Source organism: Arthrobacter sp. TJ-265 (genome assembly GCF_058269135.1).
Genome location: NZ_JBZCND010000001.1, coordinates 711,162 through 735,099, shown reverse-complemented (window position 1 = coordinate 735,099; position 23,938 = coordinate 711,162). Strand labels below are relative to the sequence as shown.

Here is a 23,938-nt window from a genome sequence, read left to right as displayed (position 1 = left end):
GGGGTCGGAAGCGGCATCGAGGCAAGGAATTGATAATGACACTTCAGAAAAAGCTCGCCACGCTGGCGGGCCTCGCCCTGCTCGTCCCCCTGATTGTGATGCCCGCAGGCGCAAGCCTTGCATCCGATCGAGTGGCCCCAACCTCTCCGCCTACCGCGCATCCCTCCCCACAGGCCACGGCGTCCACTGATCCTGGTGGGATTCCCGCAGCGGAGTCGCCAGAGGCTGCCAGAACTACTGAACCCCAGGTCGTCCTGGCACCGGCACGGGTAATTCCCGAGACTTCGACGGGCGAGTCGGAGTCGGACATCGCCGCAATCGAACAAAAACTCGACGAACCGGGCACCCCGACCGCCGAGGAGTCCAAGCAGATGGCCGGGACGCTGTTCGAGGAAACCGGCGGGAAGCATCCGGCCGGCGCAAGCCTTGGCCAGGGTCTGTCGCGCCTGATCGAGAACGGCGATCCACAGGCGCCCACTAAGGAGGAACTCCTGTCCGCCGTCGAGCTCGTCGACTCCGACATCAGCTCCCAAGCTCTGCCCGCAGCTCCGGTCGGGATAGTCCGGCCGACGGCCGATCGGTGGCTCCCACCCTATGGGGTCCACGGTATGGACGTAAGTTCACACCAACCCACGGTCGACTGGTCCTACCAGCGCGCGCTGGGCTCACGATTCGCTTACGTCAAGGCCTCCGAGGGCGATTACTATACGAGTCCACTCTTCGGACAGCAGTACAACGGATCCGGTTCCGCGGGGATGCTGCGCGGGGCCTATCATTTCGCGATCCCGTCGCAGAGTTCGGGTTCGGCCCAGGCGCGATACTTCGTAGCCCGCGGTGGGGGCTGGACCGCTGACGGCAACACCCTGCCGCCTTTGCTGGACATTGAGTACAACCCGTACAAGGCCGACATCCTCCCCTCGGGCCGGGGCAACGTCTGCTACGGGATGAGCGCCGCACAAATGGTCTCGTGGATCCGTGATTTTTCCAACACAATGGTCGGCCTCACGGGACGCGTCCCGATGATCTACTCAACGACCGACTGGTGGGCCTCCTGCACCGGCAACAGCGCCGCGTTCGGGGACCACCCCCTTCACATAGCCGCCTACAACAACTCCGGGCCCGGGACACTGCCGGCAGGATGGCAGAACTTCACGGTGTGGCAGCACGACGACGCCGGACCGTTCGCCGGTGACTCGAACGTCTTCAACGGCTCCTTCGAACAACTGAGGACATTTGCACGGAACGGAGCTGCGGCGGTGAAGATGTCGGCGATCGAGGCGACCTGGCGCAGCATGGGCGGCGACAACTCATCCTTCGGCCGCGCCGTGACCAAGGAGACCTGCGGCACCACCGTCTGCTCCCAGGACTTCGCCAATGGACGCTTCTACTGGACCGCCAGCACCGGGGCCAACGGTGTGCTCTACCGAGGCATCCACGCCCGCTGGCAGCAGCTCGGCGCCCAGAACGGACGCCTGGGCTACCCCACCACCAACGAAACCTGCGGCACCGCCGTCTGCGCTCAGGCCTTCCAGGGTGGACGCATCGTCTACAGCCCCGCCGGCACCTACGCCGTCTACAACTCCGGCATCGGAGCCAAATGGCGCCAGCAAGGCAACGAAGCAGGACGCCTGTCCTACCCAGTCGAAGAAGAGAACTGCACCGGCAACGCCTGCAAGCAGACCTTCGCCAACGGCACCATCCACTGGACCGCCGCCTCGGGCCCCTGGCCCGTCTACAAAAACGCCATCACCGCCATCTGGACCCGCAACGGAGCACAGAACGGACGCTTCGGCTACCCCACCTCCGACGAGAAATGCGGCAGCACCGCCTGCTGGCAGGAATTTCAGGGCGGCCAACTCTCCTGGACAGCAGCCCGCGGCACCATCGCGGTCCACCCCTCCGGCATCAGCGCCACCTGGCGTCACCACGGCGGACAGACCGGCATCTTCGGACACCCCGTCGTCCCCGAATCCTGCACCGCCACCCAGTGCTGGCAAGCCTTCAGCAACGGACAGATCACCTGGGACGCCGGCAAGGGCTACACCCTCCTCACCTACCGCAACTAGCCCCCACACCCGCGTACTCTAGTGGAGGCGATTCACGCGCCCGGTCCTGCTGGACCGGGCGCGTGCCATTTCACCCGTACTAGTGGAAGTCCTCATGAAACTCGATATTTTCGTCCCGTTCTGGGGCGATCCTCAGCTCCTCTTCGAGACCGTACAGAGCGTGCTCGCACAGTCGAGCCCGAGCTGGACCCTTACCGTGGTCGACGACTGCTACCCCGACGCGAGTGTCGGTGCATACTTCGACGCCATTACCGACCCGCGGGTGACCTACGTCCGCAACGAGCGCAATCAGGGCATCACCGAAAACTACCGTAGGTGCGTCTCCCTGGCGACGGAGGAACTCGTGGTCCTCCTCGGATGCGATGATGTACTTCTCCCCAACTACGTCGACGTCGTCCTCGACACGCACGCACACTTCCCGGGGGCAGGCATCATCCAGCCCGGGGTGCAGATCATCGATGAGCAGGGCACGGTCATCAGCCCACTGGTTGATAAGGTGAAGAAGTACGCCACCGCACCGAGGACCTCGACCGCCACGGAGCTGTCGGGTGAAAAACTCGTCACCGGGCTCCTGCACGGGAACTGGCTCTACTGGCCCTCCCTGGTGTTCCGCCGGGAGGAGCTACTTACGGTCGACTTCCGCGACGGGTTCCCGATCGTGCAGGACCTCGCACTCGTCGTCGATCTGGCCCTCGCCGGCACGTCTTTGGTGTACGCTCCGACGCTCTGCTTCTCCTACCGGAGGCATTCCCAAAGCGCATCCGCGGCGACCCTGCTCGACGGCTCCCGCTTTCAAGGTGACCGGGACTACGCTGTGATCGCGGCCGGACTCATGCACGACAAGGGGTGGTGGAGGGCCGAGCGTGCGGCGCGCACGCGCTGGACGTCAAGGGCACATGCTCTCTCCCTCCTCCCGCAGGCCGTGCGCTCGCCCGACGTTGAAGCACTGAAGCTCCTCCTCAGGCACGCGCTCCGGTAGGGCAAGGACGGCGACTGACCGTCTACACGTGGTCCAGGTGGTGCGGCAGCAACGACCCGACGACCCCGGATCGAGTTGCTCAGCGAACGGCAGGAGAAACGGGCGACGTCGTCTTTTCTGGTTCGTTCGTGCGACCGCCCCTCCGCACGCGCCTCATGACGGGGCGTTCCACGAGGAGCCAGCTGGCCAACGCGAGGATGGCAGTACCGACGACGGCAAGAACGTTGTATCCGACGAGTCCGATCTTGTGCAGCCCGTACACGGCCAGCAACTGCTGCACGGGCCAGGCATAGATGTAGAAGCCGTAGGAAATGTCGTGGCGTTTGATCAGCTTGGGCGACGGAAGGATGGTCGAGAACCATAACAGGAAGTAGGCGATGAAGGGTGATGCGAGCTGGCCGCCCCACGTCGGGATGACGGCGATCAGGGCAACCACGACGACGCCCGACAGGATGCCCGGAATCCAGTGGAAGCCGATCCGTCGGCTGAGAAGCTGGATGATGCAGCCCCCGAGGAAGAACGGCAGGAGTCGCAGCAGCAGGGCGAAGCCCGGATCACTCAGGTAGGGGCCGAGGAGCTCGAGATTGGCGTAGCCGGCGACGCTTGCAACGAACAGCAGCAGCACGGGCCAGATGGAACGCCGGACGATGGGCAGCATCGCGGCCACACCGATGAGCAGGTAGCACTGGAACTCGTAGTAGAGGGTCCACAGTGATCCGTTCCAGGATCCAGCGAACGGCACCTCTGCAGGGGTAAAGGCGACATCGAACGCCCGCATCTCGAGGAAGACATTGATGAAGAGGAACCGCGCGGGCGTGGTCTCCGTGGTCAGGTAGCCGGCCAGGCTGCCGTTCTGGGCCAGGAACCCCAGAGGTGCGAAGAAAAGGACGGTCACTACCAGGCACACGATGAAGGCTGGGTAAATACGCGCGATGCGGTGCATGAGGTACGTGCCGAAACCGTTGGAGAAGCGGCTCGCCGTGATGAGGAAGCCGCTGACGGTGAAGAAGCCCGCGACGGCCCAGCCGCCCGCGTTCTCCCCCGCGATGTCCGGCCCAGTTCCCTCTCCTGCGAGGTGGAAGCTGTGGGCGTAGAGGACTGCGGAGGCGAGGACGAGCCGGATCAGGTTGAGCGAGTTGCGCCTGGGGTCTAGCATCCGACCGAAGGCCAGGCCCTCCCCGCGGGCGGTGGCCCGCGTCCCTAACTCTCTTGCCACGGTTTGCCCGTCTCATCCAACGCGATCCGGCGGGAGAGCTTTGTGAGCGACAGTTGCAACTCCCGGAAGCGCTGGTACGTCGTCGACATGAAGACGAGGAAGGACACGATCAGCGCGTAGAGTACCAGGTCGGTGCCACGACCCACGCCGAAGAAGTTCGCGACTGCCGTGAGCAGGTCAGGCACGAAGATCGACAGCACCGCCAGGGCGGCGAAGATCACGAGGAGGATGCGGCGGATCGCGAGATGACGGGCATTTGCACCCCCGCGCATGAGCACGAGGGAGACGAGGGTCACCGCGATGACCAGGACGAGTTGGACGACTATGAGCACGGAAGACCTAGCGTGTTATTTGAACAGGAGTTCGGCGAGGATGTTGACCGAGTTGAGGAGGGATTGGCCCTTGGCCTTCGAGTACTCCGTGTAGATGATCTCCACGGGGTGCTCCGTGTAGCGGACCTCCATGCGGGCCAACTGGTAGACGAGTTCGGAGGCGTGCGCCATCCTGTTCTGCGTCAGGTGAATGGAGGACGCCACCTTGCGGTCCAGGACCCGAAGACCGTTGTGGGCATCGCTCAGTGCGAGACCGGTAGCCATTCGGATCTGGAGGGCGGCGGTCCTGAGGACGAGGCGCTTCAGGGGCGTCATCTTGGTCCTGTCATCCAGGAAGCGTGACCCCAGCACCACCTCCGACTCGCCGCTCCTGATGCGCTGAACCATGTCGTAGGCGTCGGGCACACGGTGCTGGCCGTCCGCGTCGAACGTCACGATGGTGTCCATGACGGGGTCCTGAAGCGCGAACTCGATCCCGGTCTGTAGGGCAGCTCCCTGCCCGAGGTTGATGGGATGCTGAACGACCACGGCGCCAGCGGCCCGGGCCACTTCCTGCGAGCCATCGGTGCTGCCATCGTCGATGCAGACCACGTTGGGGAAAACGGGGAGCAGATCCGCGATGACCGAGCCTACGACCGTTGCCTCGTTGTACATCGGTATCACTATCCACGTCCGTTTCACGGACCCAGTATCCCACACAGGCACGCGCCGCCCCGTCAGCGGCACCGGGCGCGCACGGCCTCCGGCTCCGACTAGACCGACGCCAGCCGGGCGCGCACTACGCGTTCTCGCCGTCGCGCCTCCGCGATCAGGCGGACGAACATAACCCGCGCTTTCAGGATCTTGGAGAGCGATCGCCAACCTTCCGGGGTGGCATTCCCGCCATGGATTCGGCGGGCGAGGGTGGGCTCGTCCAGGTGCGCCAGATCTCCCGCAACGTTCGCGCTGATGGCCAGCCAGAGGTCGTGCGATTCCCGCACGTAGGGCGGAATCGGAACGAACCGGGGCACGGCGTCGCGGCGAATCGCCATGCCGCATCCGAAGTACGGCCGGTACCCGACGAGGATGCCCACCAGGTTGCGGAGGTGGTGGGCGGAGTCGCCGGACCTCAGGAGCGGACCCGTCCTCGGACGGCCACCGAGGAGGGTGTAGTTGGTCGCCACCACCGAGGCGTTACCCAGTGCGGCGAGCATGCGATCCAACCGTCCCGGAAGCCAGACATCGTCCTGGTCCGCAAGGAAGACGTACTGGCCCCGGCTCGCTTGCACCGCCGTCTCGAAGGCTCGGACGTAGCCCCGGTTGGTGGCGCCGGTGATCACCCGGATCCGCGGGTCACCGAAGGCCGCGACGATCTCGGCGGAGCGGTCGGGAGACGCGTCATCGACGACGACCAGCTCATCGTCGGCGCCCAACTGGTCCAAGATGGACGCGACCTGCTCCCCGATATAGTCCTCGCCCTTGTACGCAGCCATGCAGACGCTCACCCTCACGACCGTGTCCTCGCCCCTGTGCACTATGGATTTCCCTTCGCGGCTGACTGTCCTGACAGTTGAGTTCCTTCGATCGAGCGGCGAAGGACCAGCCCGTGGAACAGGACGCCTGCCACGGGACCTATGAGCAGTGCCAACGCAGCACGTGCCTCGATGGAGACCGGGAGGAAGAGGAGTGATACCGAGATAAGGACGGCAACGATCCAGCCCAGTGAGAACGCACGGTGATGATTGAAGGAGAGACACAGGGCGCCGCTGATGGTCAGCAAAGCGAGCATCCCGGCATCGAAGGTAAGCCATCCGAGGATCAGCCCATCCACCCGGTAGGAGGGCCCGAGCATCACGTTCATGAGCCAAGGGCCCACAGCGGCCGCCGCAGCAGCCCCGACGGTGCTGATAATCAGTATCACGCCCCCGATGGGTACGGCCGCACGCAGGCCCCTCTCGCTGTTCGCCATGAAGTACGTGATCGCCACTCCTTGATAGGCGTTCAACGGGATCATGATTGGAGCCCGTGTCAGTGAGATCGCCAGGATCAGCGCGGCGGAGTCGAGGTATTCCGGAGTGGTGGAGGTGAGGCGCAGAAGCACTGGGAAGCCGACCACGAGTACTGCGCTCGACGCGGCAGCGATGCAGGCGAGGGCTGTGGTCCTGGTCAGGGCGCTCGCTCCGATATCGGGGCGGACGCTCCACGCTCGACGCACGATGCCGCGAGAGAGGAGGAGCAGCCAGGCGATGGACCCCAGAGCTGTTGCGATGGCGATGCCGGCGAGGTTCGCGCCCACGATCACGACTGCCAGAACCGCAATCACGCGGATCAGTGATTCGAACCCGATGACCGTTGCGTATGACGGCCATTGCTTCAGTCCCGCCAGAATGCCGGTCAGCACGGCGTGCCCTGAGTAAGCCGCGACGGTCGCGGCCAGAAGGGGGACGAAGAGCCCGGCATACGTTCCGAACACCGAGGGGCCCCACCAGGGACCGGACAGGAGGATGAGCGCCCCTGCCGCGACGCCGATCGTCAGGCTGAAGAGGCCGAGCCGGGGGCGTCGACCCACGGCGGAACGCTCTGCCGCCGACCCTGCCGCGCGGGTCGCTTCGGTTGAGATACCGCTCATCACCCCGAAGGCCGTGAACAGCACGGCCCAGAAGGTCAGGAACTCGGCATTCTGTTCCTGATCGAGGGAACGAGCTGCGAGAACGAGGACGAGGTACCCCACACCGGCGGATCCAGCGGAGACGAACCCTACCGAAGCCGCTGCTCCCTTGGAGATCGTGGAAGTTCTCCGCTCCGAGTCGGCGACCCCGTGCGATCGGTCCCTCTTGCGGATGGTCCACCCCTCTGCGGTTGTGTCGTCGGACAGCGGCACTGCCCGTCCCCTCGACATGCTCGTGTAATGGGGACGCGAGTCCGATTCTAGCTGCCGGGCCGGCCGAGGTGAGGCGGTAGACCTCGGGAGGAGTATCAGGTGCCGGTCGACCGGCCTCGTCCGGGGAACCGGGCTGGGCCGGGCACCCGATGAGCCGGGCCGTCCGCAGGTCGATCGCTCCATCCCGGGACGTGGACACCCGGCCGCGCCGGTTTTGTCAAGTCAATCGCGTGCGCCATGATGGACCAATGCGTGGAATCATTCTGGCCGGGGGAACCGGGTCTCGACTGCACCCGATCACCCTCGGCATCAGCAAGCAGCTCGTGCCCGTCTACGACAAGCCGATGATCTACTACCCGCTCTCCACGCTGATCCTGGCCGGCATCAGGGACATCCTTATCATCACCACGCCCTACGACGCCGATCAGTTCAAGCGCCTGCTCGGTGACGGTTCGCAGTTCGGCGTCCTCTTGACTTACGTGCAGCAGCCCTCCCCCGACGGGCTCGCGCAGGCGTTCATCCTCGGAGCGGACCACATCGGCGACGAGAGCGTCGCCCTGGTCCTCGGCGACAACATCTTCTACGGCCAGGGCATGGGCACACAGCTTCGCCGCTTCCAGTCCATCGAGGGCGCCTCCGTGTTCGGCTACTGGGTCTCCGACCCTCGCGCCTACGGGGTCGTCGAGTTCGACGACCAGGGCAGGGCGCTCTCCCTCGAGGAGAAGCCGTTGGTACCCAAGAGCAACTACGCGGTCCCCGGCCTGTACTTCTACGACAACGACGTTGTCGAGATCGCCAGGAACCTCAAACCCTCGCCCCGGGGCGAGCTGGAAATCACCGACGTTAACCAGACCTACCTCGACCGCGGGAGGCTCACCGTGGAGGTCCTTCCCCGAGGGACTGCTTGGCTGGACACCGGGACCTTCGACTCCCTCAACGACGCGTCGAACTACGTGCGGACCATCGAACACCGTCAGGGACTCAAGATCGGGTCTCCGGAGGAGATTGCCTGGCGCCTGGGTTTCCTCAGCGACGACGAACTCCGCGAGCGCGCGGAACCGTTGGTCAAAGGCGGATACGGTGCCTACCTCCTCGGCCTGCTCGAACCCTCCGCCTGACCGTGAGTTGGTGGCAACTCGGACCCTCGCTCGCCGCGGCCGTCCTCCTCCTCTTCGGGCCCGGACTGCTGATCGGCGCATCCATCGGATTGCGCCGGCTCAGCCTGCTGGCCTCCGCGCCCGCGCTCGGGACGACGCTGATCTCTCTCTGGGCCCTTGCGACGGGAGCGTTAGGGTATTCCTACTCGCCGATCGGACTGCTACTCGCCGCCGCCGTCGTGTCGATGCTTGCCCTCGCGGTGAGGGCCGCAGTGCGGCTCCTTCGTCCATCACCCCCGCGATCCGAGGCTCGACGCACCATCGGCGCGGTCCTCGTCGCCGACCTCACGACTCTCTGGCCCGCCGTGGCGGGAACGGCGGTCGCCGCCGCGCTGATCGGATGGCGCCTGAAGGTCGCGCTGGACCGCCCCGAGAACATATCGCAGACCTACGACAACATCTTCCATCTCAATGCCGTGCAGTACGGTATCGAGACCGGGGACGCCTCCTCCCTCACCATCACGCGCTTCCTGAGTGATATCGACGTACCCTCCTTCTACCCTGCGGCCTGGCACGACACCGTCATCAGCGTGGCCCACCTGGGAGGCGGCTCCGTACCCTTTTCCGTCAATGCAACCAACATTGTCCTCGCAGCAATCGTCTGGCCCTTGGGAAGCATCTTCCTCACCCGCCAGGTGTTCGGCGCGAAGGCCCGTGTCGCACTCTGGACCGGTCTCCTCAGTGCGGCCTTCCCCGCGTTCCCCCTCCTGATGCTGGACTTCGGGGTCCTCTACCCATACATGATGTCCCTAGTGCTCCTGCCCATCGCGCTCGGTCTCCTCGTCGGGGCGCTCCGCGCCGCCCGCGACGGGGACCAGGGACCGGCGCCCGCCTGGGCCGCGCTGCTCCTGATGCTTCCAGGACTGGGACTGGCCCATCCGAGCACCGTGCTGTCGTTCCTGCTGCTCGCCACGCCGCTACTGGTCTACGTGGCGGTCCACCGCTTCCGACGACTGTCGCGCGCGGGTGGGACCGTGATCGGCTACATCTGGCCCGTCGTGGCGTTCCTACTGTTCTTGGAGGTGCTGCGCCGGCTGTGGATCGGCGTGCGGCCCCTCCCCGAGGCCTCGCGCTGGGAAGCCCGGGCGACACAGGCGCAGGCCCTCGGCGAGGCCCTCGCCGCAGCACCCCTCGAACGGCCGGTGGCCTGGGTGGTCTTCGGCCTGACACTCGGTGGCTTCTTCGTCCTCCTTCGCCGCGGCCCGGCCTGGCTTGCCGTCTCCTTCGGACTCGCTACGGCGCTCTACGTGGTCGCCAACGGGACGGTCTTCGGCGAGTTCCGGTCCTTTGTGACGGGCGTCTGGTACAACGACCCGTACAGGCTGGCTGCCCTGCTGCCGATCGCCGCCGTACCGCTGACCGTCGCGTCGATGCTGGCCGTGCATGCCTGGTTCGACCATCGAGTCGCTCGCCCCATCGCGTCGAAGCGGAACCCGAGCATTCACCTCGCCACCGCCGGCATCGTGGCCGCCCTCCTTGCTTGGTCGTCGCAGGGCGAGGCGATGGACGTCGCCACGGCGAGTGCCCACGACCAATACAGGCTCACCGACGAGGCCGCGCTGCTCTCCGCCGACGAACGCACCCTGCTGGACAGGGTGGACGGCATCGTTCCCGAGGGCGAGACGGTGGTGGGCAGCCCGTGGACCGGGGCGTCACTGGTCTACCCCCTGGCCGATCGCGAATCGATCACGCCGTACGTCTTTGGCGGGCGCAACGGGAACGTCAACCTGATCCTGGAGCAGCTGTCCGATGTCACCCGCGACCCGTCAGTGTGCGAGGCCGTCGAGAGCGAACGGAGCTACTGGGTCCTGGACTTCGGCCTCCGGGAGGTACATGACGGCTCACATCCGAGCCCCGGCTTGCTCGACCTGATGCAGAACCCCGGCGTGGAGCTTGTCTCCAGGGCCGGCGAGGCCCGTCTCTACGAAATCACCGCCTGCGACCGCTGAAAGCCGGCGCGTCCATCGTCGCGCAACGTCGCGGCGTGCCCCTCTGCCGGCTGTGCGAGCTGTGACCCTGAAGCAGACCTGCTCGATCGACCACGACTCGTGCACGACTGCCGAAGGAGTCGCGACTCGCGCACGACTGCCGAAGCAGTCGCGACCGAGTACGAGCTCCGCCGACGTCTTCGATCGTCGACGGATGAGCCGCAGTCCCGGGCACCCGCGCGGAGCCCGGGCATCGCATCGACGGCCGCCCGACGTGACCTCAGGCGGGAAGGACGTTGCCCTGCTCGTCGATCCATTCCGCAAGCCTCACGATTCCCTGCTTCAGCATATATTGCGGGGTCCAGTCCAGAACCTCGCGGGCCACGCTGACATCGGACCACGCGTGGCGGACATCTCCCTGGCGGTACTGGCCCGTGACGTGCGGCTCCGGTGCGCCGTAGTACGCGGCAATGATGCGGGCCGCGGTGCCAATGGTCTGGAACTCACCGGATCCGATGTCGATCGGGGTGTCACTCACCCCTTGCGCGGTCGCGGCGGCCATCAGTGCGGACGCGACATCGTCGATCAGGATGAAGTCGCGGCGCACGTTGCCGTCCTCGTAGAGCGGGATCGACGTGCCGCTCTTGGCCATGCGGCAAAACAGCGACATGATGCCCGTGTACGGGTTGATCAGGGACTGCCCCGGACCGTAGACGTTCTGGAGCCGCAGGATCGCGGCCTCGACTCCGTGGGCTTTCGACCAGGTGGATACGATGTTCTCCTGCGCGAGCTTAGTGGCGCCGTAGACGCTCACGGGAGCAGGGGACACGGATGCCGCGTGCATCACGGTCGGTTCGGCGTCCTCGAAGTCCCACTGTCCGAGGTCCAGCATCGCGCTGGTGCGCTGACCCGGGTAGAAGAGCCGATCGGAATCTCCTCGCTGCCAGGCGCCCTCGCCATAGACTGCCCGGCTGCTCGAAAGGACGATGCGCCGGGGCATCGCACTGTGCCGGCTGAAGCCGTCCAGCATTTGCGACGTTCCCACCACGTTCGTCATCGCATGGCGGGTCGATTCACTGAGCGACTGTCCTGTGCCGGTCTCAGCAGCCAGGTGCACGACGACGTCCGGCCGCAGATCCGCGAGCAGGCCGTCCCAAGTCGCCGCTTCGGTGATATCACCGCGGACGAGCTCGACCCCCGCATCCAATTCCAACGGCCGCTCACCCGTCTCGTGGATCTGGGGGTGCAAGTTGTCCACGGCGACGACTCGCCCGAAGGTGGACACTAGCGAGCCAGACATCGCAGTACCGATGAAACCGGCCCCGCCGGTGACAAGGACGGTCGAGTCGGAGAATGCAGTGGCGTTCATTAGTAGACCTTTCAGAGAATTCGCCGTGGGCGGCGACGGCGTGCTTGAGCCGTGGCAGTGCGGACGCAGTGGGCTGTACGAGAAGGAGAACTGCTAGCCGTCCTGCCTCAGGCGCTTGACAACATCCTTCACGGGCCCGTCCATCATGATCTTCCCGTGGTCGAGCAGCACCCCTCGTTCGCAGATCTTCGCGACCATGTCCAGATCGTGGCTGACGACGACGAGCGTCTTCCCCTCGGCCGCCAGTTCCCTGATCTTCGCCAGGCACTTCTTCTGGAACGGTTCGTCACCCACGGCCAGGATCTCGTCGATGAGGAACACTTCGGGGTTTGTGTGCACGGCCACCGCGAACGCCAGCCGGAGATACATGCCCGAGGAGTAGAACTTGACCTCGGTGTCGATGAACTGGCCGATCTCCGAGAAGGCGACGATCGAGTCGAACTTCGCGTCGATCTCGTCCTTGTCCATCCCGAGGATGGCCCCGTTGAGGTAGACGTTGTCCTTGCCGCTGAGATCGGGGTGGAAACCCGCGCCCACCTCGATGAGACCCGCCACCCTGCCCCGCGTGCGGACGCGGCCCGTATCCGGCCGCATCACCCCGGAGATGTGCTTGAGCAAGGTCGACTTGCCGGACCCGTTGAAGCCGAGGAGGGCCACCGTCTCCCCCTGCTCGATGGTCAGGGACACGTCGGTGAGGGCATGGAATCGTTCCGACAGGTCGCCCTTACGACCCTTGACCAGCCACACGAACGCCTCTTTCATCGACCGCGTATGGCGCAGCACGAACTGCTTGTTGACGTTGGTGATCTCGATGGCGGTACTCATGTCACAGCTCCTGGGCGAAGCGGCCCTCGAGCCGCCGGAAGACCAACTGGCCGATGACGAGCGTCAGGGCGGACGAGACGAGCGCGATCGGGATCCAGAGGGACAGCAGATTCGGTGGGACGGCCTCTGCCCGCTCGGTCGTGGGCAGCCAGAAGGCGAAGTGGAACGTCTCCACGGCCACGGTGATCGGGTTCAGTTGATAGATCAGGAAGAAGAGGTCCCCCATCTTCTCCCGGACGAGTGTCCACGGATAGAGCACCGGGGAAGCCCACGTGGCGACCATGAGGAGCATGTCCACGAGATTCTCGGCGTCCCTGAAGTAGACGTTCACGGCGCCGAAGAGCAGACCCAGCCCCACGGCGAACATGGTGATGATGAGGAACCCTGCGCAGGCCGCGGCCAGCTGGAGCACCGTGGGACGCCAGCCCGCGAAGAGGCAGGCGGCAAGCAGAATGGCGATCTGCGGCACGAAGTGGACGGCGGACACCCAGGTCGAGGCGATCGGGAACAGTTCCCGTGGAAGGTAGATCTTCTTGATCAACCCCCCGTTCGAGACGATGGCCCGCGATGCGTTACCGAGAGCCTCGTTGAAATAGTTGATCAGGACGATGCCCGAGAACAGGTAGATCGCGTAATTGGGCAAGCCGGCGGGATTCCGCTCGCTCTGTTCGAGACCCAGGAACACCCCGAGCGCCACGTAGAACACGACGAACTGCACGCCGGGCTTGACGTAGGACCACAGCAGCCCCAGGACGGAGCCCCGATAGCGCACGCGGAGCTCTTTCTGGACCAGCAGCTTCAACAGGTAGCGCGACCGGACGACGTCGCGAAGACCGCGGCCGTGACCCGGCACCACCAGGCCGGCGTCGGACCCTTCTCCGGACGCCTGCCGGTCGACGAGACTGCTCACGTCGCCGACTTCCCCGTGCCTTCAGCCGGGTGGGCGTTCTCGAACGTCTCGGCCCAGGCGGACTGCGACGTGAAGTCGGGGAGGGCGCGCTGGTAGTCCTCGGCGAGGTCGTCCCACCGCGCGAGCAGTCGCTGGTGCAGCACGATACTGCGCTTCAGCATCGACTGGAACTGTTCTGGGTTCCGCTTGTACCAGGACGCGCCCGATCCATCTGCGGAGGACACGAGTGCGGAGTCCAGCTGCGACAGACGCCACCACCGCGCGTCCATGGCCGGGACATTCGCCTCCGGGCGGAGGCTGGCTTCCGGGCGGGCCGCACGCAACTGACGGAGCGCTCCGGACCCCGCCTTCATGAGGGCGTTCTTCAGCGTCCTCGGCGGCGCGGGCTTGATTCCCCGCTTGGGGGGCTTGACCCTCTTCACGTCCGGGAACTCGGCGATGTTCTTGGTGACGCGCGAATCGTCGAACTCCGCGCGGCGCTTGCGGATCTCCGGAAGCTTCGCGCCGATCGTGGCATGAAGATGGTCCGGCCCGTCCAGGAGGTCCTCGAGCGCGTTCAGGCGGAGCTCGACCGCCGAGTACTGCATGGACAGCAGATGGCGGACGTCCACCATGAAGCTCTCCTTCGGCATGCGGCCGCCGCGCTTGTAGGGAGAGTAGAGCATGGCCGCCAGCCATCGGTTCCGCTGGTGGTAGTAGGCCTGCCAGTCGATCGTGTCGTCCTTCTCCGTCCAGGGCATGTGCCAGACGGCCGCTCCGGGGAGGGAGACGGTCCGGTAGCCGTGCGCCCTGGCACGGATGCCGTACTCGGCGTCGTCCCACTTGATGAAGACGGGGAGGGCGAGGCCGATCTCGCGGATGACACTCGTCGGGATGAGGCACATCCACCAGCCGTTGAAATCGACGTCGACTCGGCGATGCATCCACGGGGTGGTCCGCAGGTTGCTGGAGGAGAAGTCGTGGGCTTCCCGCGTGGTCGACACGGGGCCCCAGAAGTAGCGGTACTCGTTGATCTCCTCGCCGAAGCTGTGGAGGACGGCACGCTCGTAGAGGTTGAACATGTGGCCGCCGACGATGGTCGGCTTGCGGGTGAAGTCGGCGAAGTTCGCGGCGCGGAGGATGCCCTCCGTCTCGACCAGCACGTCGTCGTCGAGCAGGATGACGTACTTGCTGCGGCCGTCGTTGACCGTTTCGTGCATGCCACGGGCGAAGCCGCCCGACCCTCCCAGGTTCCCCTGCTCGACGAGCGCGAACTTGTCCCCGAGACGGGCGGCCGCCTCGTCGTAGCCGTCCTGGTCCCTGACCTTCTGGGTCCCCTGGTCGGTGATGATCAGTCGATCGAGGACACGCAGGAGCTCCTCCGACTCGGCGAAGGTGGACAGGTGCCGCACGCAGTAGTCAGGTCGATTGAAGGTCGTAACCGCAACGGACACGGTCCCCTCCTCGAACCCTTCGGGTTCGGGCACGGCCCATTCGGCACGCTCGAGCGTCACGTCGGTGTCCAGTGCGACGAGGTCGAACCAGTACCAGCCCCCGTCTCCGAAGGCGGCGATGGGGAGGTCCACCTCCGCCGGCGTCCCGGCGTCGACGTTCACGCTCTGGACCCGGTTGGCCGTACCTCGGGCGGTGGACCGGTAGATGACGACCGTCGCCTCGGCGTCGACCTCCACGGTGAGCCGTACCTGCGAGACGTCCGTGTGGGCGCGCCAGTAGCTCGCCGGGAAGGCGTTGAAGTACGTGCCGAGGGACACGCGGCGGTAGGCGGGGAGCCGCAGGCTGCGTCGGTCGACGACGGAATCGGAGCGCTGGGCCCTGTGCTGCCCGACGACCGCCGTCGTTCCCGCCCCCGACCTCTCGGTGCGGTGCTGGTCGTCGACGACACGCTGCGCGGCGTTGAAGTCCACGTACAGCGGGAGCGTGTCGGTGTCTCCGTCGGTGGGGAAGACGACACGGTGGATGGTCTTCCACCGCACACCCGTGCCCTCGTCCGTCGCCTCGCTGATGATGTTGGAAACCATGCTCATGCGTCCACGCCTCCGCTTTCAAGCTTTGCCCCGGATGTGAAATGGGGGGTGATCTTATTGTCGAACATGCTCAGCGCCGAGCCGATGGCCATGTGCATGTCGAGGTACTTGTAGGTGCCGAGGCGTCCGCCGAACAGCACGGACTTCTCGCCCTTCGCCAGGTCACGGTAGGCGAGCATCTTCGCGCGGTCGTCGGAGGTGTTGATCGGGTAGTACGGTTCGTCACCCTTCTCCGCGAAGCGCGAGTACTCCCGCATGATGACCGTCGCGTCCTTGGTGTAGTCGCGTTCCGGGTGGAAGTGGCGGAACTCGTGGATGCGGGTGAACGGGGAGTTCTCGTCGGGGTAGTTCATCACCGAGCATCCCTGGAAGTCCTCGACCGGGAGCACTTCCTCCTCCAGATCGATGGTCCGCCAGGAGAGATCCCCCTCCGCGAAGTCGAAGTACCGGTCCACGGGGCCGGTGTAGATGACCGGGACCTGGCCGAGCGTCGACGAGCGTGAGTACTCGTGCCCTTCGTCGAAGAAGTCGGTGTCGAGGTGGACGTCGATGTTCGGGTGGTCCGCCATCCGCTCGATCCAGGCCGTGTAGCCGTTGACCGGGAGTCCCTCGTACTTGTCGTTGAAGTACCGGTTGTCGTAGGTGTACCGGACGGGGAGCCGCGAGATGATCTCCGCCGGCAGGTCCTTGGGGTCGGTCTGCCACTGCTTGCCCGTGTAGTGCTTGATGAAGGCCTCGTACAGCGGGCGCCCGATCAGCTGGATGCCCTTGTCGTTGAGGTTCTGGGGGTCCGTCCCCGCGAGCTCCCCCGCCTGCTCCTGGATCAGCGCCCGCGCCTCCGCGGGGCCGAGGGCCGAGCGGAAGAACTGGTTGATGGTGCCGAGGTTGATCGGCATGGGATACACCTCGCCCTTGTGGCGGGTGTACACCTTGTGCACGTAGTTGGTGAACTCCGTGAAGTTGTGGACGTAGTCCCACACGCGCTCGTTCGACGTGTGGAAGAGGTGTGCTCCGTACCGGTGGACCTCGATCCCGGTGCGGGCCTCGTTCTCGCTGTACGCATTGCCCCCGATGTGGTGACGACGGTCGAGCACAGCCACCTTGAGGCCCAGCTGGGTGGCCGCTCTTTCCGCAATGGTCAGGCCGAAAAAGCCCGACCCGACGACAACGAGGTCAACGTTCACAAGTGCTCCTGAGTTGATTCCGACAACAAACATGCCCGCTCAAGGCTACCCGAACTCAGGCGCGTGCCTTCGTGAAGGACGTGTTGCCGACCGATGAGCCGACCCTCAACCGGGTCACAGCTGGACAGTTTCGTCAAACCTTTGCCGAAACACGGGCAGCATGGACCGGAGGTATGTGGCAGTGACGTGGTTGTCGTCGATGTACACCAGAACGTTTCCAATGACGGCGGGACAGGTGTCAGCACGACAGAGGTAGTCAGTGAAGTCGAGGAACTTCAGCCCCGGCGCCTGACGCAGTAGCTCATCGACCGGCGGAGTATCGCTGATGGTCAACGACCGTACCGGGTTACATTCCGGACTGTCGGCACCTAACGTCTCGACGCACCGCACCCTATTCGTCTGGTAGCGCGGGTTGTCCCGAACCGCTACGACTTCGATGCCTCTACCAACTAGCATCGCCGCTGCCTCGGCGAATCCCCCGGGCAGGACGTCCTGCGGGTCGTCGCTGCGAGCGATCGTACCGACCGTATACACCGCATCCGGGTCCTGCTCCACCACATAGCCGGTAGCAGCATCGTTCCACTGTTCGCACTCGGGCGACCGGCCCTCTGGCCCTGTCCCATACTTGCACCCTCCTAAAAGAAGAAAGGTCAGTTTCCAGTCACGTTCCTTCGCCATTTCGGCGAGCGGGACAGACCACTGCTGCGAGTGTGAATCGCCGACGACGATGATCTCTCGGGTCGGCGTACCCTTCGGCTCGATGACGACACAGGCGCTTTGGAGAAGCTTTTCCTCCGGTTCGTCATCGCCCGCACAGGGATCGTCCAATTGCAGGAACTCCTGCCTCAATTCGGTCGTTGCGGGGATGAGTGGAACGTCCTGCGGGACTGCCTTCGCAAAGGCAGGGTCCAGGACTAGAGCCCCCGGATTGTTCGTGTCGGCCTGTGCCGCAATCCGCTCGACCTGCAGGCGCAGGCCCTGTTGCCACACGGTCAGGGGTGCCGCGACCAGCGCGACGCACAGCGCCAAAACGACGACGGCGCGACGACGTCGCTTGTCCGCCCAGGCGAGCGCCCGGAGCGGACGCTCGACGAAGCGCATCGTCAGGTAGGCGAGCACGAGCGACACGGCGATGATGATGAAACCGCCCAGGATCCCCGGTGAGGGCCGGTCCTGCCAGATCAGGGCGAGCACCAGGACGGGCCAGTGCCAGAGGTACAGGGCGTAGGAGAGGTCTCCTACCCGGACCAGGGGCCTGGCCGAGAGGAAGCGGTCGGCTCCGATCGCACTGCCGGTCTGGCCTGCGACGATCACCAGCGCCGCGGCCAGCAGCGGCCACAGGGCGACATACCCGGGGAACTGGCCCTGGACGTCGAGGATGAAGCCGCCGCTGAGCATCGCGACGACGCCCACCCAGCCCGCGAGGATGCGCAGGGCGCGCGGCAGTCGGATGAAGGGAAGGGCCAGGGCCAGGAGGGTCCCGAGGGCGAACTCCCAGAGGCGGGCACGGGTGTCGAAGTAGGCGTAGGCCTGATTCGTGTACGTCTCCCAGATCGAGAACCCGAGCGAGGCGACGAACAGGACCCCGAACACGAGCAGGACGACGCCGCGCACCCTGAGCCGGAACCGGCGGGCCAGCAGCGCACTGGCGAGGAACAGCAGGGGCCACAGGATGAACACCTGGCCCTGGACCGAGAGGGACCAGAAGTGCTGGAGGGGGCTGGCGAGGCTGTGGTCGTCCGCGTAGTAGTCGACCGCGTTCGAGGCCAGGACCCAGTTCTGAACGTAGAAGAGGGATGCCCAGGACTGCTGGATGATGTCGGGCCACCGTGACTGCGGAACGAGGACGTAGCTCGCTCCGAGGACCCCGACGATGACGACGACGACCGCCGGCAGCAGCCGCTTGAACTGGTGCAGCCAGTGCCGCGCCAGGTCGAGGGGCTTCCCCGACTCGACCCTCCGCAGGAAGGACAGGGACAGGAGGAAGGCGGAGATCAGCAGGAAGATGTCGACGCCGCCCGAGACCCGGCCGAACCAGATGTGGTAGGTCACCACCATCAGCACGGCGAGCGCCCGCAGGCCCTGCACCTCCGGACGGAAGCCGCGGTCGGAGCCGGCCCCACTCCGGGGAGCAGCGGTCGGACTCGCCTCAGCGACAGCCATGGAGGTTCTTCTCGGTAGACACGATGAACGATTGTACCGGGGCAACCCGTGTCGTCCCGGCAGGCCGCGCTGGGTGGGGCTCGGAGTCGCGGAGCGCGAGTACCCCGGCCTGCGCCGGGAGCGGTTGTCCACAGTGGGAGGGCCCTGATCGGGGCCCGCCCGATCAGGGCCCTAACCTCGGGAGGAGTTCCCGTCCCAGGAGGTTCCCGATGGATCTGCACGTCACGCTCGTGGGCGCTCCCGGGACAGCGTTCGCGGTCCGGGAGATGGTCGTCGACACCGATGCCCTCCGCACCGGCGCCGCCCTGGCGGAGCGGCTCGGGTCGTCCGGGTACCCGGGGCCCTTCACAGTGGACGGACGACCGCTGGCCGCCCTCCGCCCCCACTCCGGCGACTTTCCGCAGGGTGCCGTCATCGTGTGCGGCGCACCGCCGGGTCCCCCCGCCCCGGCATCGCTCCCCCACCTCGCGTTCGTCGTCCACACCGGCCCGGACGCCGGCCAGGTCATCCCCCTGACACGTGGCAGGTACGTCATCGGACGCGCGGCCGCCGAGATCGCCATCGCCGATCCGGCCCTCTCCCGGCATCATGCCGTGCTCACGGTGACGGAGGACGCCATCATCCTCGAGGACCTCGGGTCGGCGAACGGGACCTTCGTCGACGAGGCCAGGATCACGACGGCGGACATCACCAGCGCGGCGGACCTGCAGGTCGGAGGGAGCCGGTGCAGGATCGAGCTGATCGATGATCCGGGATGGACGGCGGGAGACCCCCGGGACGTCCTCGAGCCCCTGCCCGTCATCGCGGAGCTGCCGGGCAGGCCGTCGCGCATCCTGATCCTGACAGCGGTCCTGCCACTCGCCCTCGGGGTCGTCCTCGCGCTGGCCACCGGCATGTGGTTCTTCCTCGCCTTCAGTGCACTCTCCGCCGTGACGGGGCTCGTGCCGTTGATGACGTATCGCCGGAAGGCGGCCGTCTTCGACGACGAGGTACGCGACGCCGCCGGACGGGACCGCGCGAGGCGCGAAAGCGCGACACCCGATCCCGGTCAGACGGGGCTCGACGCCGTCCGTGCGTCCCGCCGTCCGCCGTCGGGGGCGAGCGGCGCCGCGAGGCCGGAACCGGATCTCGTCCTGCTGCGGCTCGGCAGGGCGGACCAGCCGGCGAACCTGACCGCCCGGCGTCCGGATCCGCCCTTCACGCCCCCGATGCTGGAGGCCGTCCCGCTCCTCCTCCCGTGCTCGAGGGCCGCGGACGCCGGTGGTACCCCCTGCGCCGGTCCCTTCACGATCACCGGTGACGCCGGGAGGGTGCAGGGCGTCCTGCGGGCCCTCCTGCTCCAGACCGCCCACCCCCGGTCGGCGGCCCCGGCCGTCGTGTGCTGGGGGTCGGCCCGCGACCTCCCGCACCACGCCCGCTTCCTGCCGAACGTGCACCTCACGCATGACCGGGGCGTCCTTGCCTCGCTCGCGGCACAGGCCTTGCTGCTGCTGGTGTTCCAGCTCTCCGAGGACCTGCCCGCGCTCGCCGGCGCCGCGAGGGTCATCGTCATCCGCTTCACGGCCGGATCACGATCGGACCGACCCCTCCCCGGACGCGACGGGGGGCACGGGGGGCAGGGAATGACGCTGACGGCGGGGACCGCGTGGGTCCGTCTGGGCAGCCGCGACCACGAGGTGCGTCCTGACGGGGTCTCGGCGCGGACGTTCGAGCGGACCGCCCGGGCACTGGCCCGCGCGGCGGCGCTGGATCCGGCACCGCCCGCCGCCGGTCGGAGGACGCGGGCCGATACGGCCCTGCCGGTGGCCGACTCCCTCTGGTCGGAGGACCTGAGGCCGGACACGCTCGCACCGGCGGTCGCCGACCGATGGTCGGCGTCCGACGGCGAGCACGCCACGGCCCGGGTGGGCAGGTCCGGGAGCGGTCCGCTGTCGATCGATCTCGTGAAGGACGGTCCGCACCTGCTGGTCGCCGGCACCACCGGTTCCGGGAAGTCGGAATTCCTGAGGACCCTCGTGCTCGCACTCGCCCTCGATCAGCCGCCCCGGCACCTCACGCTGCTCCTGGTCGACTACAAGGGCGGTTCCGGCCTCGGACCGCTGGCGTCCCTGCCGCACTGTGTGGGCAGTCTGACCGACCTGTCGTCCGAATCCACGGGGCGGGCCCTGACATCGCTGCGAGCGGAACTGCTCCGGCGGGAACGCCTGTGCTCCGTGCACGACGCCCAGGACCTGGATGCACTTCGCCGCGTCGCACCAGCCTCCTGCCCTCCGCGCCTGGTGATCGTGATCGACGAGTTCAGGATGCTGAGCGACGACGTCCCGACCGCGATCCCCGATCTCATGAGGATCGCCTCGCTCGGCCGGTCACTCGGCGTGCACCTGGTCCTGGCCACGCAGAGAGCCCAGGGTGCCGTGACCCCGGACCTGAGGGCGAACATCACCTCGTCCGTGCTCCTCAGGGTCCAGACCCCGATGGAGTCGCAGGACCTCCTCGGGACGTCGGCCGCCGCCGACCTACCCGTCGACACCCCCGGGCGGGCCTTCCTGCGCCGAGGGTCGGAGGCCCCCATCGCCTTCCAGGTCGCGTCGTCCTCGGTGGTGCCCGCGGTGGACCGCACCGCGGGCCTGCAGGACGTCGCCGGCCACATCGGCGGCCCGTCAGCGGGTCCCGCCCGGGTGGCAGCACCTGACGCCGAGGAGGAGGCCCGGCAGCAGCCCTCCTCCCGCGTGCTCGATCGGGCGGTCGATGCCCTGCGGTCCGCTGCCGCCGGGGACGCCGCTCCCCCGCCCCGCCGGCCCGTCCTGCCGCCCCTGCCCGCCGCGCTCACCTCGACGGCGTGCGACGCCTTCCCGCCCGCCACGGCGGAGGGCGACACCGCTGCCTCCGGTCCGGGCGGCGCCGGGGTTGCCCTCGGCGTCGCCGACTTCCCGGACCGCCAGGACCAGCGGCTCCTGCTCTGGCGGCCGCAGCACCACTCCCACCTCGCCTTCATCGGACTCCCGGGCAGCGGCACGACACAGGCCCTCGCGGCGGTCGCCGGGCGCCTGCCGGTCGTCGATCCCGATGTCCACCTGTATCTCCTCGACGGTGACGGCAGCCTGGTCGGCTGCTCGGCGAACCCGCAGGTGGGCGCCTACGTCCGCTCGGACGAGACCAGGCGTGCCGGCCGCGTCCTCGAGAGGCTCGCGGGTCTCTCGGGCCGTGGGCCGGAGGACGGTCCGGGGATCGTCCTCGTGGTCACCGGCTGGGGGCGGTGGAGCAGCCAGTTCCGCCAGGGCCGCGTCGCTCGGGCGGAGGAGGACCTGCACTCGCTCGTCCGGGATGGTTCCGCGCGCGGCGTCACGGTCTGCATCGGCGGGGACCGGGACCTGACGACGGCACGGTTCTTCGCCCTCCTCCCGAATCGCGTCTACGTCCCGCTGGGCGCCCAGCCGGAGACGACCATGGCCTGGCCGAAGATGCCACCCGTGGATGCCGTTGCGGGCCGGGGGTTCGCGCAGGGCCGTATCACCGGCACCTGGGGTGACGGCACTTGCCAGCTCGTGCAGGACGGCACCCGGCCCGACCAGCTCCCGCCTCCCCCTGCCGAGGCGCCGTTCCCCGTCCATGCGCTACCGTCCACCGTCGAGGTGGCCCGGCTTCACCGGCGATCCGGGGTGGGACCGCGGCGGGGGTCGATCGATCTTCCCGTGGGTCTGTGCGGGGACGACCTCCATCCCTACGCGATCAGCCTCCGGCCCGGCGAGGTCTTCCTCGTGCTGGGCCACCCGAAGACGGGACGCACCACCGCGATCCGGGTGCTCAGGGATTCAGCGTCCCGGCTCCGGCCGCGTCCTGCCGTCTTCGCGCCACCGAACGGCGGGGCGAGCGCGGAGTCGCCGGGCTACTGGCGGGACCTCGCCGAACGCGGCGCCGGACCGTCGGCGAAGGACTGCCTCCTGCTCGTCGACGATGCCGACCAGCTTCCCGCCGACGTCCATCAGTCGCTCGCAGGGCTCATCGCACAGGGCGCTGCCGCGGTCCTCACCGTCGTGCCGGGTCCGTCCCTGGTGGTGCGGGCCCCTCTGGCCGTCCACGTGCGCGGACTCGGGCGGGGACTCGTGCTGTCCCCGCGGTCACCGGGCGACGGCGACTTCCTCGGGGTCCGCCTCGAACCGGAGGGATCCCCGCCCCCGGGCCGCGGATTCGCCTGCGACCCGTCGGGCACCGTCGAGGTCCAGGTGGCGCAGGGACCGCTCGACGAGGACCAGGAGGACCTCCCGGGAGCGGAACCCCACCGTCCCCCGGCGTGACCTACAGCGTTCTTCCCGGCCCCGTCACCCGGGTCGTGAAATCGACGACGGGCTTCGAGAAGAGGGAGAGGATCACCGCCGCGGCCGGCGCGATGAGGAGGAGAGCGATGAGCGGATTCCCGGCCGTGAAGAACGGGAAGGCCAGGATCACCAGGAACAGTTGGAGCACGAGGGAGGGCGACCGTGGCCAGCGGAAACCGGCCGCCAGTTTCCCGGCCATGGCCACCAGGCCCGCGGCGATCAGCAGGAGCAGCACGGTCATGAAGACCGATCCCCCGACGGAGATCGGGTCCATCCCGAAGATCGACAGGAAGAAACCGACCGACAGGGCCAGGAGCGCGATCGCCTCGAGCACCAGGACGGCGGCGATCAGGACGACGCCGGGCGGTCGGGGAGCCCGCTGCGGGGCTGGATCGGTGGACACTCTCGAACCCTACCCGACCCACCGACGACCGCCGGAGACGCCCCTAGCAGGCATCGCTGTGACAAACCACTCATCCGTCCGTCCAATTAGACCCGTCAAGCCCTTGTTTACCTGTTGGTTACGTGACAGCGTTAACCCAGTTGAATCCCGGGGGCCGAAATCGGCCCCTTTACTATGAGCCCCCTCGTGAATGTTTTCACAAACGC

17 protein-coding genes are annotated in these 23,938 nt (G+C 67.0%); 5 read left to right on the top strand and 12 right to left on the bottom strand.

What is annotated here, in order from left to right; translation table 11 throughout:
* The first annotated feature begins 35 nt into the window (after positions 1 to 35).
* Together AC4D2E_RS03460 and AC4D2E_RS03455 are read left to right on the top strand one after the other, a co-directional pair.
* A complete protein-coding gene (locus AC4D2E_RS03460; protein WP_490951667.1) occupies positions 36 to 2,066 on the top strand; it encodes a GH25 family lysozyme in 2,031 nt (676 codons plus the stop codon).
* A 94-nt stretch (positions 2,067 to 2,160) separates the two neighbouring features.
* Positions 2,161 to 3,045, top strand: coding sequence for a glycosyltransferase family 2 protein (locus AC4D2E_RS03455; protein WP_490951666.1), 885 nt, complete (start codon positions 2,161 to 2,163; stop codon positions 3,043 to 3,045).
* A gap of 79 nt (positions 3,046 to 3,124) precedes the next feature.
* On the opposite strand, the gene AC4D2E_RS03450 is transcribed toward AC4D2E_RS03455, so the two are convergent.
* From AC4D2E_RS03450 to AC4D2E_RS03430, 5 genes are all read right to left on the bottom strand, one after another.
* Positions 3,125 to 4,201: an acyltransferase family protein gene (locus AC4D2E_RS03450; protein WP_490951665.1), complete on the bottom strand. Its 1,077-nt coding sequence runs from the start codon at positions 4,199 to 4,201 to the stop codon at positions 3,125 to 3,127.
* A gap of 44 nt (positions 4,202 to 4,245) precedes the next feature.
* Positions 4,246 to 4,593 carry a DUF2304 domain-containing protein gene (locus AC4D2E_RS03445; RefSeq protein ID WP_490951664.1) on the bottom strand — a complete coding sequence of 116 codons (348 nt, stop codon included), beginning with the start codon at positions 4,591 to 4,593 and terminating at the stop codon, positions 4,246 to 4,248.
* A gap of 15 nt (positions 4,594 to 4,608) precedes the next feature.
* Positions 4,609 to 5,247 carry a glycosyltransferase family 2 protein gene (locus tag AC4D2E_RS03440; protein ID WP_490951663.1) on the bottom strand — a complete coding sequence of 213 codons (639 nt, stop codon included), beginning with the start codon at positions 5,245 to 5,247 and terminating at the stop codon, positions 4,609 to 4,611.
* A 98-nt stretch (positions 5,248 to 5,345) separates the two neighbouring features.
* A complete protein-coding gene (locus AC4D2E_RS03435) occupies positions 5,346 to 6,065 on the bottom strand; it encodes a glycosyltransferase (RefSeq protein WP_490951662.1) in 720 nt (239 codons plus the stop codon).
* 41 nt (positions 6,066 to 6,106) lie between these two features.
* A complete protein-coding gene (locus AC4D2E_RS03430; protein WP_490951661.1) occupies positions 6,107 to 7,303 on the bottom strand; it encodes a polysaccharide biosynthesis protein in 1,197 nt (398 codons plus the stop codon).
* A 398-nt stretch (positions 7,304 to 7,701) separates the two neighbouring features.
* On the opposite strand from AC4D2E_RS03430, the gene rfbA reads away from it, so the two are divergent.
* Together rfbA and AC4D2E_RS03420 are read left to right on the top strand one after the other, a co-directional pair.
* Positions 7,702 to 8,571 (top strand): glucose-1-phosphate thymidylyltransferase RfbA, encoded by an 870-nt coding sequence (gene rfbA, locus AC4D2E_RS03425; protein WP_490951660.1) that lies wholly within the window; start codon positions 7,702 to 7,704, stop codon positions 8,569 to 8,571.
* Between the two features lie 2 nt (positions 8,572 to 8,573).
* Positions 8,574 to 10,559: a DUF6541 family protein gene (locus tag AC4D2E_RS03420; protein WP_490951659.1), complete on the top strand. Its 1,986-nt coding sequence runs from the start codon at positions 8,574 to 8,576 to the stop codon at positions 10,557 to 10,559.
* A 259-nt stretch (positions 10,560 to 10,818) separates the two neighbouring features.
* On the opposite strand, the gene AC4D2E_RS03415 is transcribed toward AC4D2E_RS03420, so the two are convergent.
* The 6 genes from AC4D2E_RS03415 to AC4D2E_RS03390 all read right to left on the bottom strand — a co-directional run bounded on the left by AC4D2E_RS03415 (position 10,819) and on the right by AC4D2E_RS03390 (position 19,013).
* The gene (locus AC4D2E_RS03415) at positions 10,819 to 11,907 is read right to left on the bottom strand and encodes an NAD-dependent epimerase/dehydratase family protein (protein WP_490951658.1); all 1,089 of its coding nucleotides are present in this window, start codon (positions 11,905 to 11,907) and stop codon (positions 10,819 to 10,821) included.
* Between the two features lie 93 nt (positions 11,908 to 12,000).
* Positions 12,001 to 12,732, bottom strand: coding sequence for an ABC transporter ATP-binding protein (locus AC4D2E_RS03410; RefSeq protein ID WP_490951657.1), 732 nt, complete (start codon positions 12,730 to 12,732; stop codon positions 12,001 to 12,003).
* Between the two features lies 1 nt (position 12,733).
* Positions 12,734 to 13,642, bottom strand: coding sequence for an ABC transporter permease (locus AC4D2E_RS03405; RefSeq protein ID WP_490951656.1), 909 nt, complete (start codon positions 13,640 to 13,642; stop codon positions 12,734 to 12,736).
* Complete coding sequence (locus AC4D2E_RS03400; RefSeq protein WP_490951655.1) at positions 13,639 to 15,666, bottom strand: glycosyltransferase; 2,028 nt, start codon at positions 15,664 to 15,666, stop codon at positions 13,639 to 13,641. The genes AC4D2E_RS03405 and AC4D2E_RS03400 overlap by 4 nt, the downstream gene beginning before the upstream one ends.
* Positions 15,663 to 16,850, bottom strand: coding sequence for a UDP-galactopyranose mutase (glf, locus tag AC4D2E_RS03395; RefSeq protein WP_490951654.1), 1,188 nt, complete (start codon positions 16,848 to 16,850; stop codon positions 15,663 to 15,665). Before glf ends, AC4D2E_RS03400 begins: the two co-directional genes overlap by 4 nt.
* Positions 16,851 to 16,964: 114 nt before the next feature.
* Complete coding sequence (locus tag AC4D2E_RS03390; protein ID WP_490951653.1) at positions 16,965 to 19,013, bottom strand: acyltransferase family protein; 2,049 nt, start codon at positions 19,011 to 19,013, stop codon at positions 16,965 to 16,967.
* A gap of 209 nt (positions 19,014 to 19,222) precedes the next feature.
* Between AC4D2E_RS03390 and AC4D2E_RS03385 the strand changes: the two genes are divergently transcribed.
* A complete protein-coding gene (locus tag AC4D2E_RS03385; protein WP_490951652.1) occupies positions 19,223 to 23,308 on the top strand; it encodes an FtsK/SpoIIIE domain-containing protein in 4,086 nt (1,361 codons plus the stop codon).
* 1 nt (position 23,309) lies between these two features.
* Here AC4D2E_RS03385 and AC4D2E_RS03380 read toward each other — a convergent pair whose 3' ends face one another.
* Positions 23,310 to 23,732, bottom strand: a complete 423-nt coding sequence (locus tag AC4D2E_RS03380; protein ID WP_490951651.1) for a hypothetical protein — start codon at positions 23,730 to 23,732, stop codon at positions 23,310 to 23,312.
* Positions 23,733 to 23,938 lie beyond the last annotated feature (206 nt).

What these genes read in the sequence shown, in the direction of transcription:
- AC4D2E_RS03460 (WP_490951667.1), top strand. Translation starts at nt 36, where the DNA reads ATGACACTTCAGAAAAAGCTCGCCACGCTGGCGGGCCTCGCCCTGCTC.
- AC4D2E_RS03455 (WP_490951666.1), top strand. Translation starts at nt 2,161, where the DNA reads ATGAAACTCGATATTTTCGTCCCGTTCTGGGGCGATCCTCAGCTCCTC.
- AC4D2E_RS03450 (WP_490951665.1), bottom strand. Translation starts at nt 4,201, where the DNA reads ATGCTAGACCCCAGGCGCAACTCGCTCAACCTGATCCGGCTCGTCCTC.
- AC4D2E_RS03440 (WP_490951663.1), bottom strand. Translation starts at nt 5,247, where the DNA reads ATGTACAACGAGGCAACGGTCGTAGGCTCGGTCATCGCGGATCTGCTC.
- AC4D2E_RS03435 (WP_490951662.1), bottom strand. Translation starts at nt 6,065, where the DNA reads ATGGCTGCGTACAAGGGCGAGGACTATATCGGGGAGCAGGTCGCGTCC.
- rfbA (WP_490951660.1), top strand. Translation starts at nt 7,702, where the DNA reads ATGCGTGGAATCATTCTGGCCGGGGGAACCGGGTCTCGACTGCACCCG.
- AC4D2E_RS03415 (WP_490951658.1), bottom strand. Translation starts at nt 11,907, where the DNA reads ATGAACGCCACTGCATTCTCCGACTCGACCGTCCTTGTCACCGGCGGG.
- AC4D2E_RS03410 (WP_490951657.1), bottom strand. Translation starts at nt 12,732, where the DNA reads ATGAGTACCGCCATCGAGATCACCAACGTCAACAAGCAGTTCGTGCTG.
- AC4D2E_RS03400 (WP_490951655.1), bottom strand. Translation starts at nt 15,666, where the DNA reads ATGAGCATGGTTTCCAACATCATCAGCGAGGCGACGGACGAGGGCACG.
- AC4D2E_RS03390 (WP_490951653.1), bottom strand. Translation starts at nt 19,013, where the DNA reads ATGGCTGTCGCTGAGGCGAGTCCGACCGCTGCTCCCCGGAGTGGGGCC.
- AC4D2E_RS03385 (WP_490951652.1), top strand. Translation starts at nt 19,223, where the DNA reads ATGGATCTGCACGTCACGCTCGTGGGCGCTCCCGGGACAGCGTTCGCG.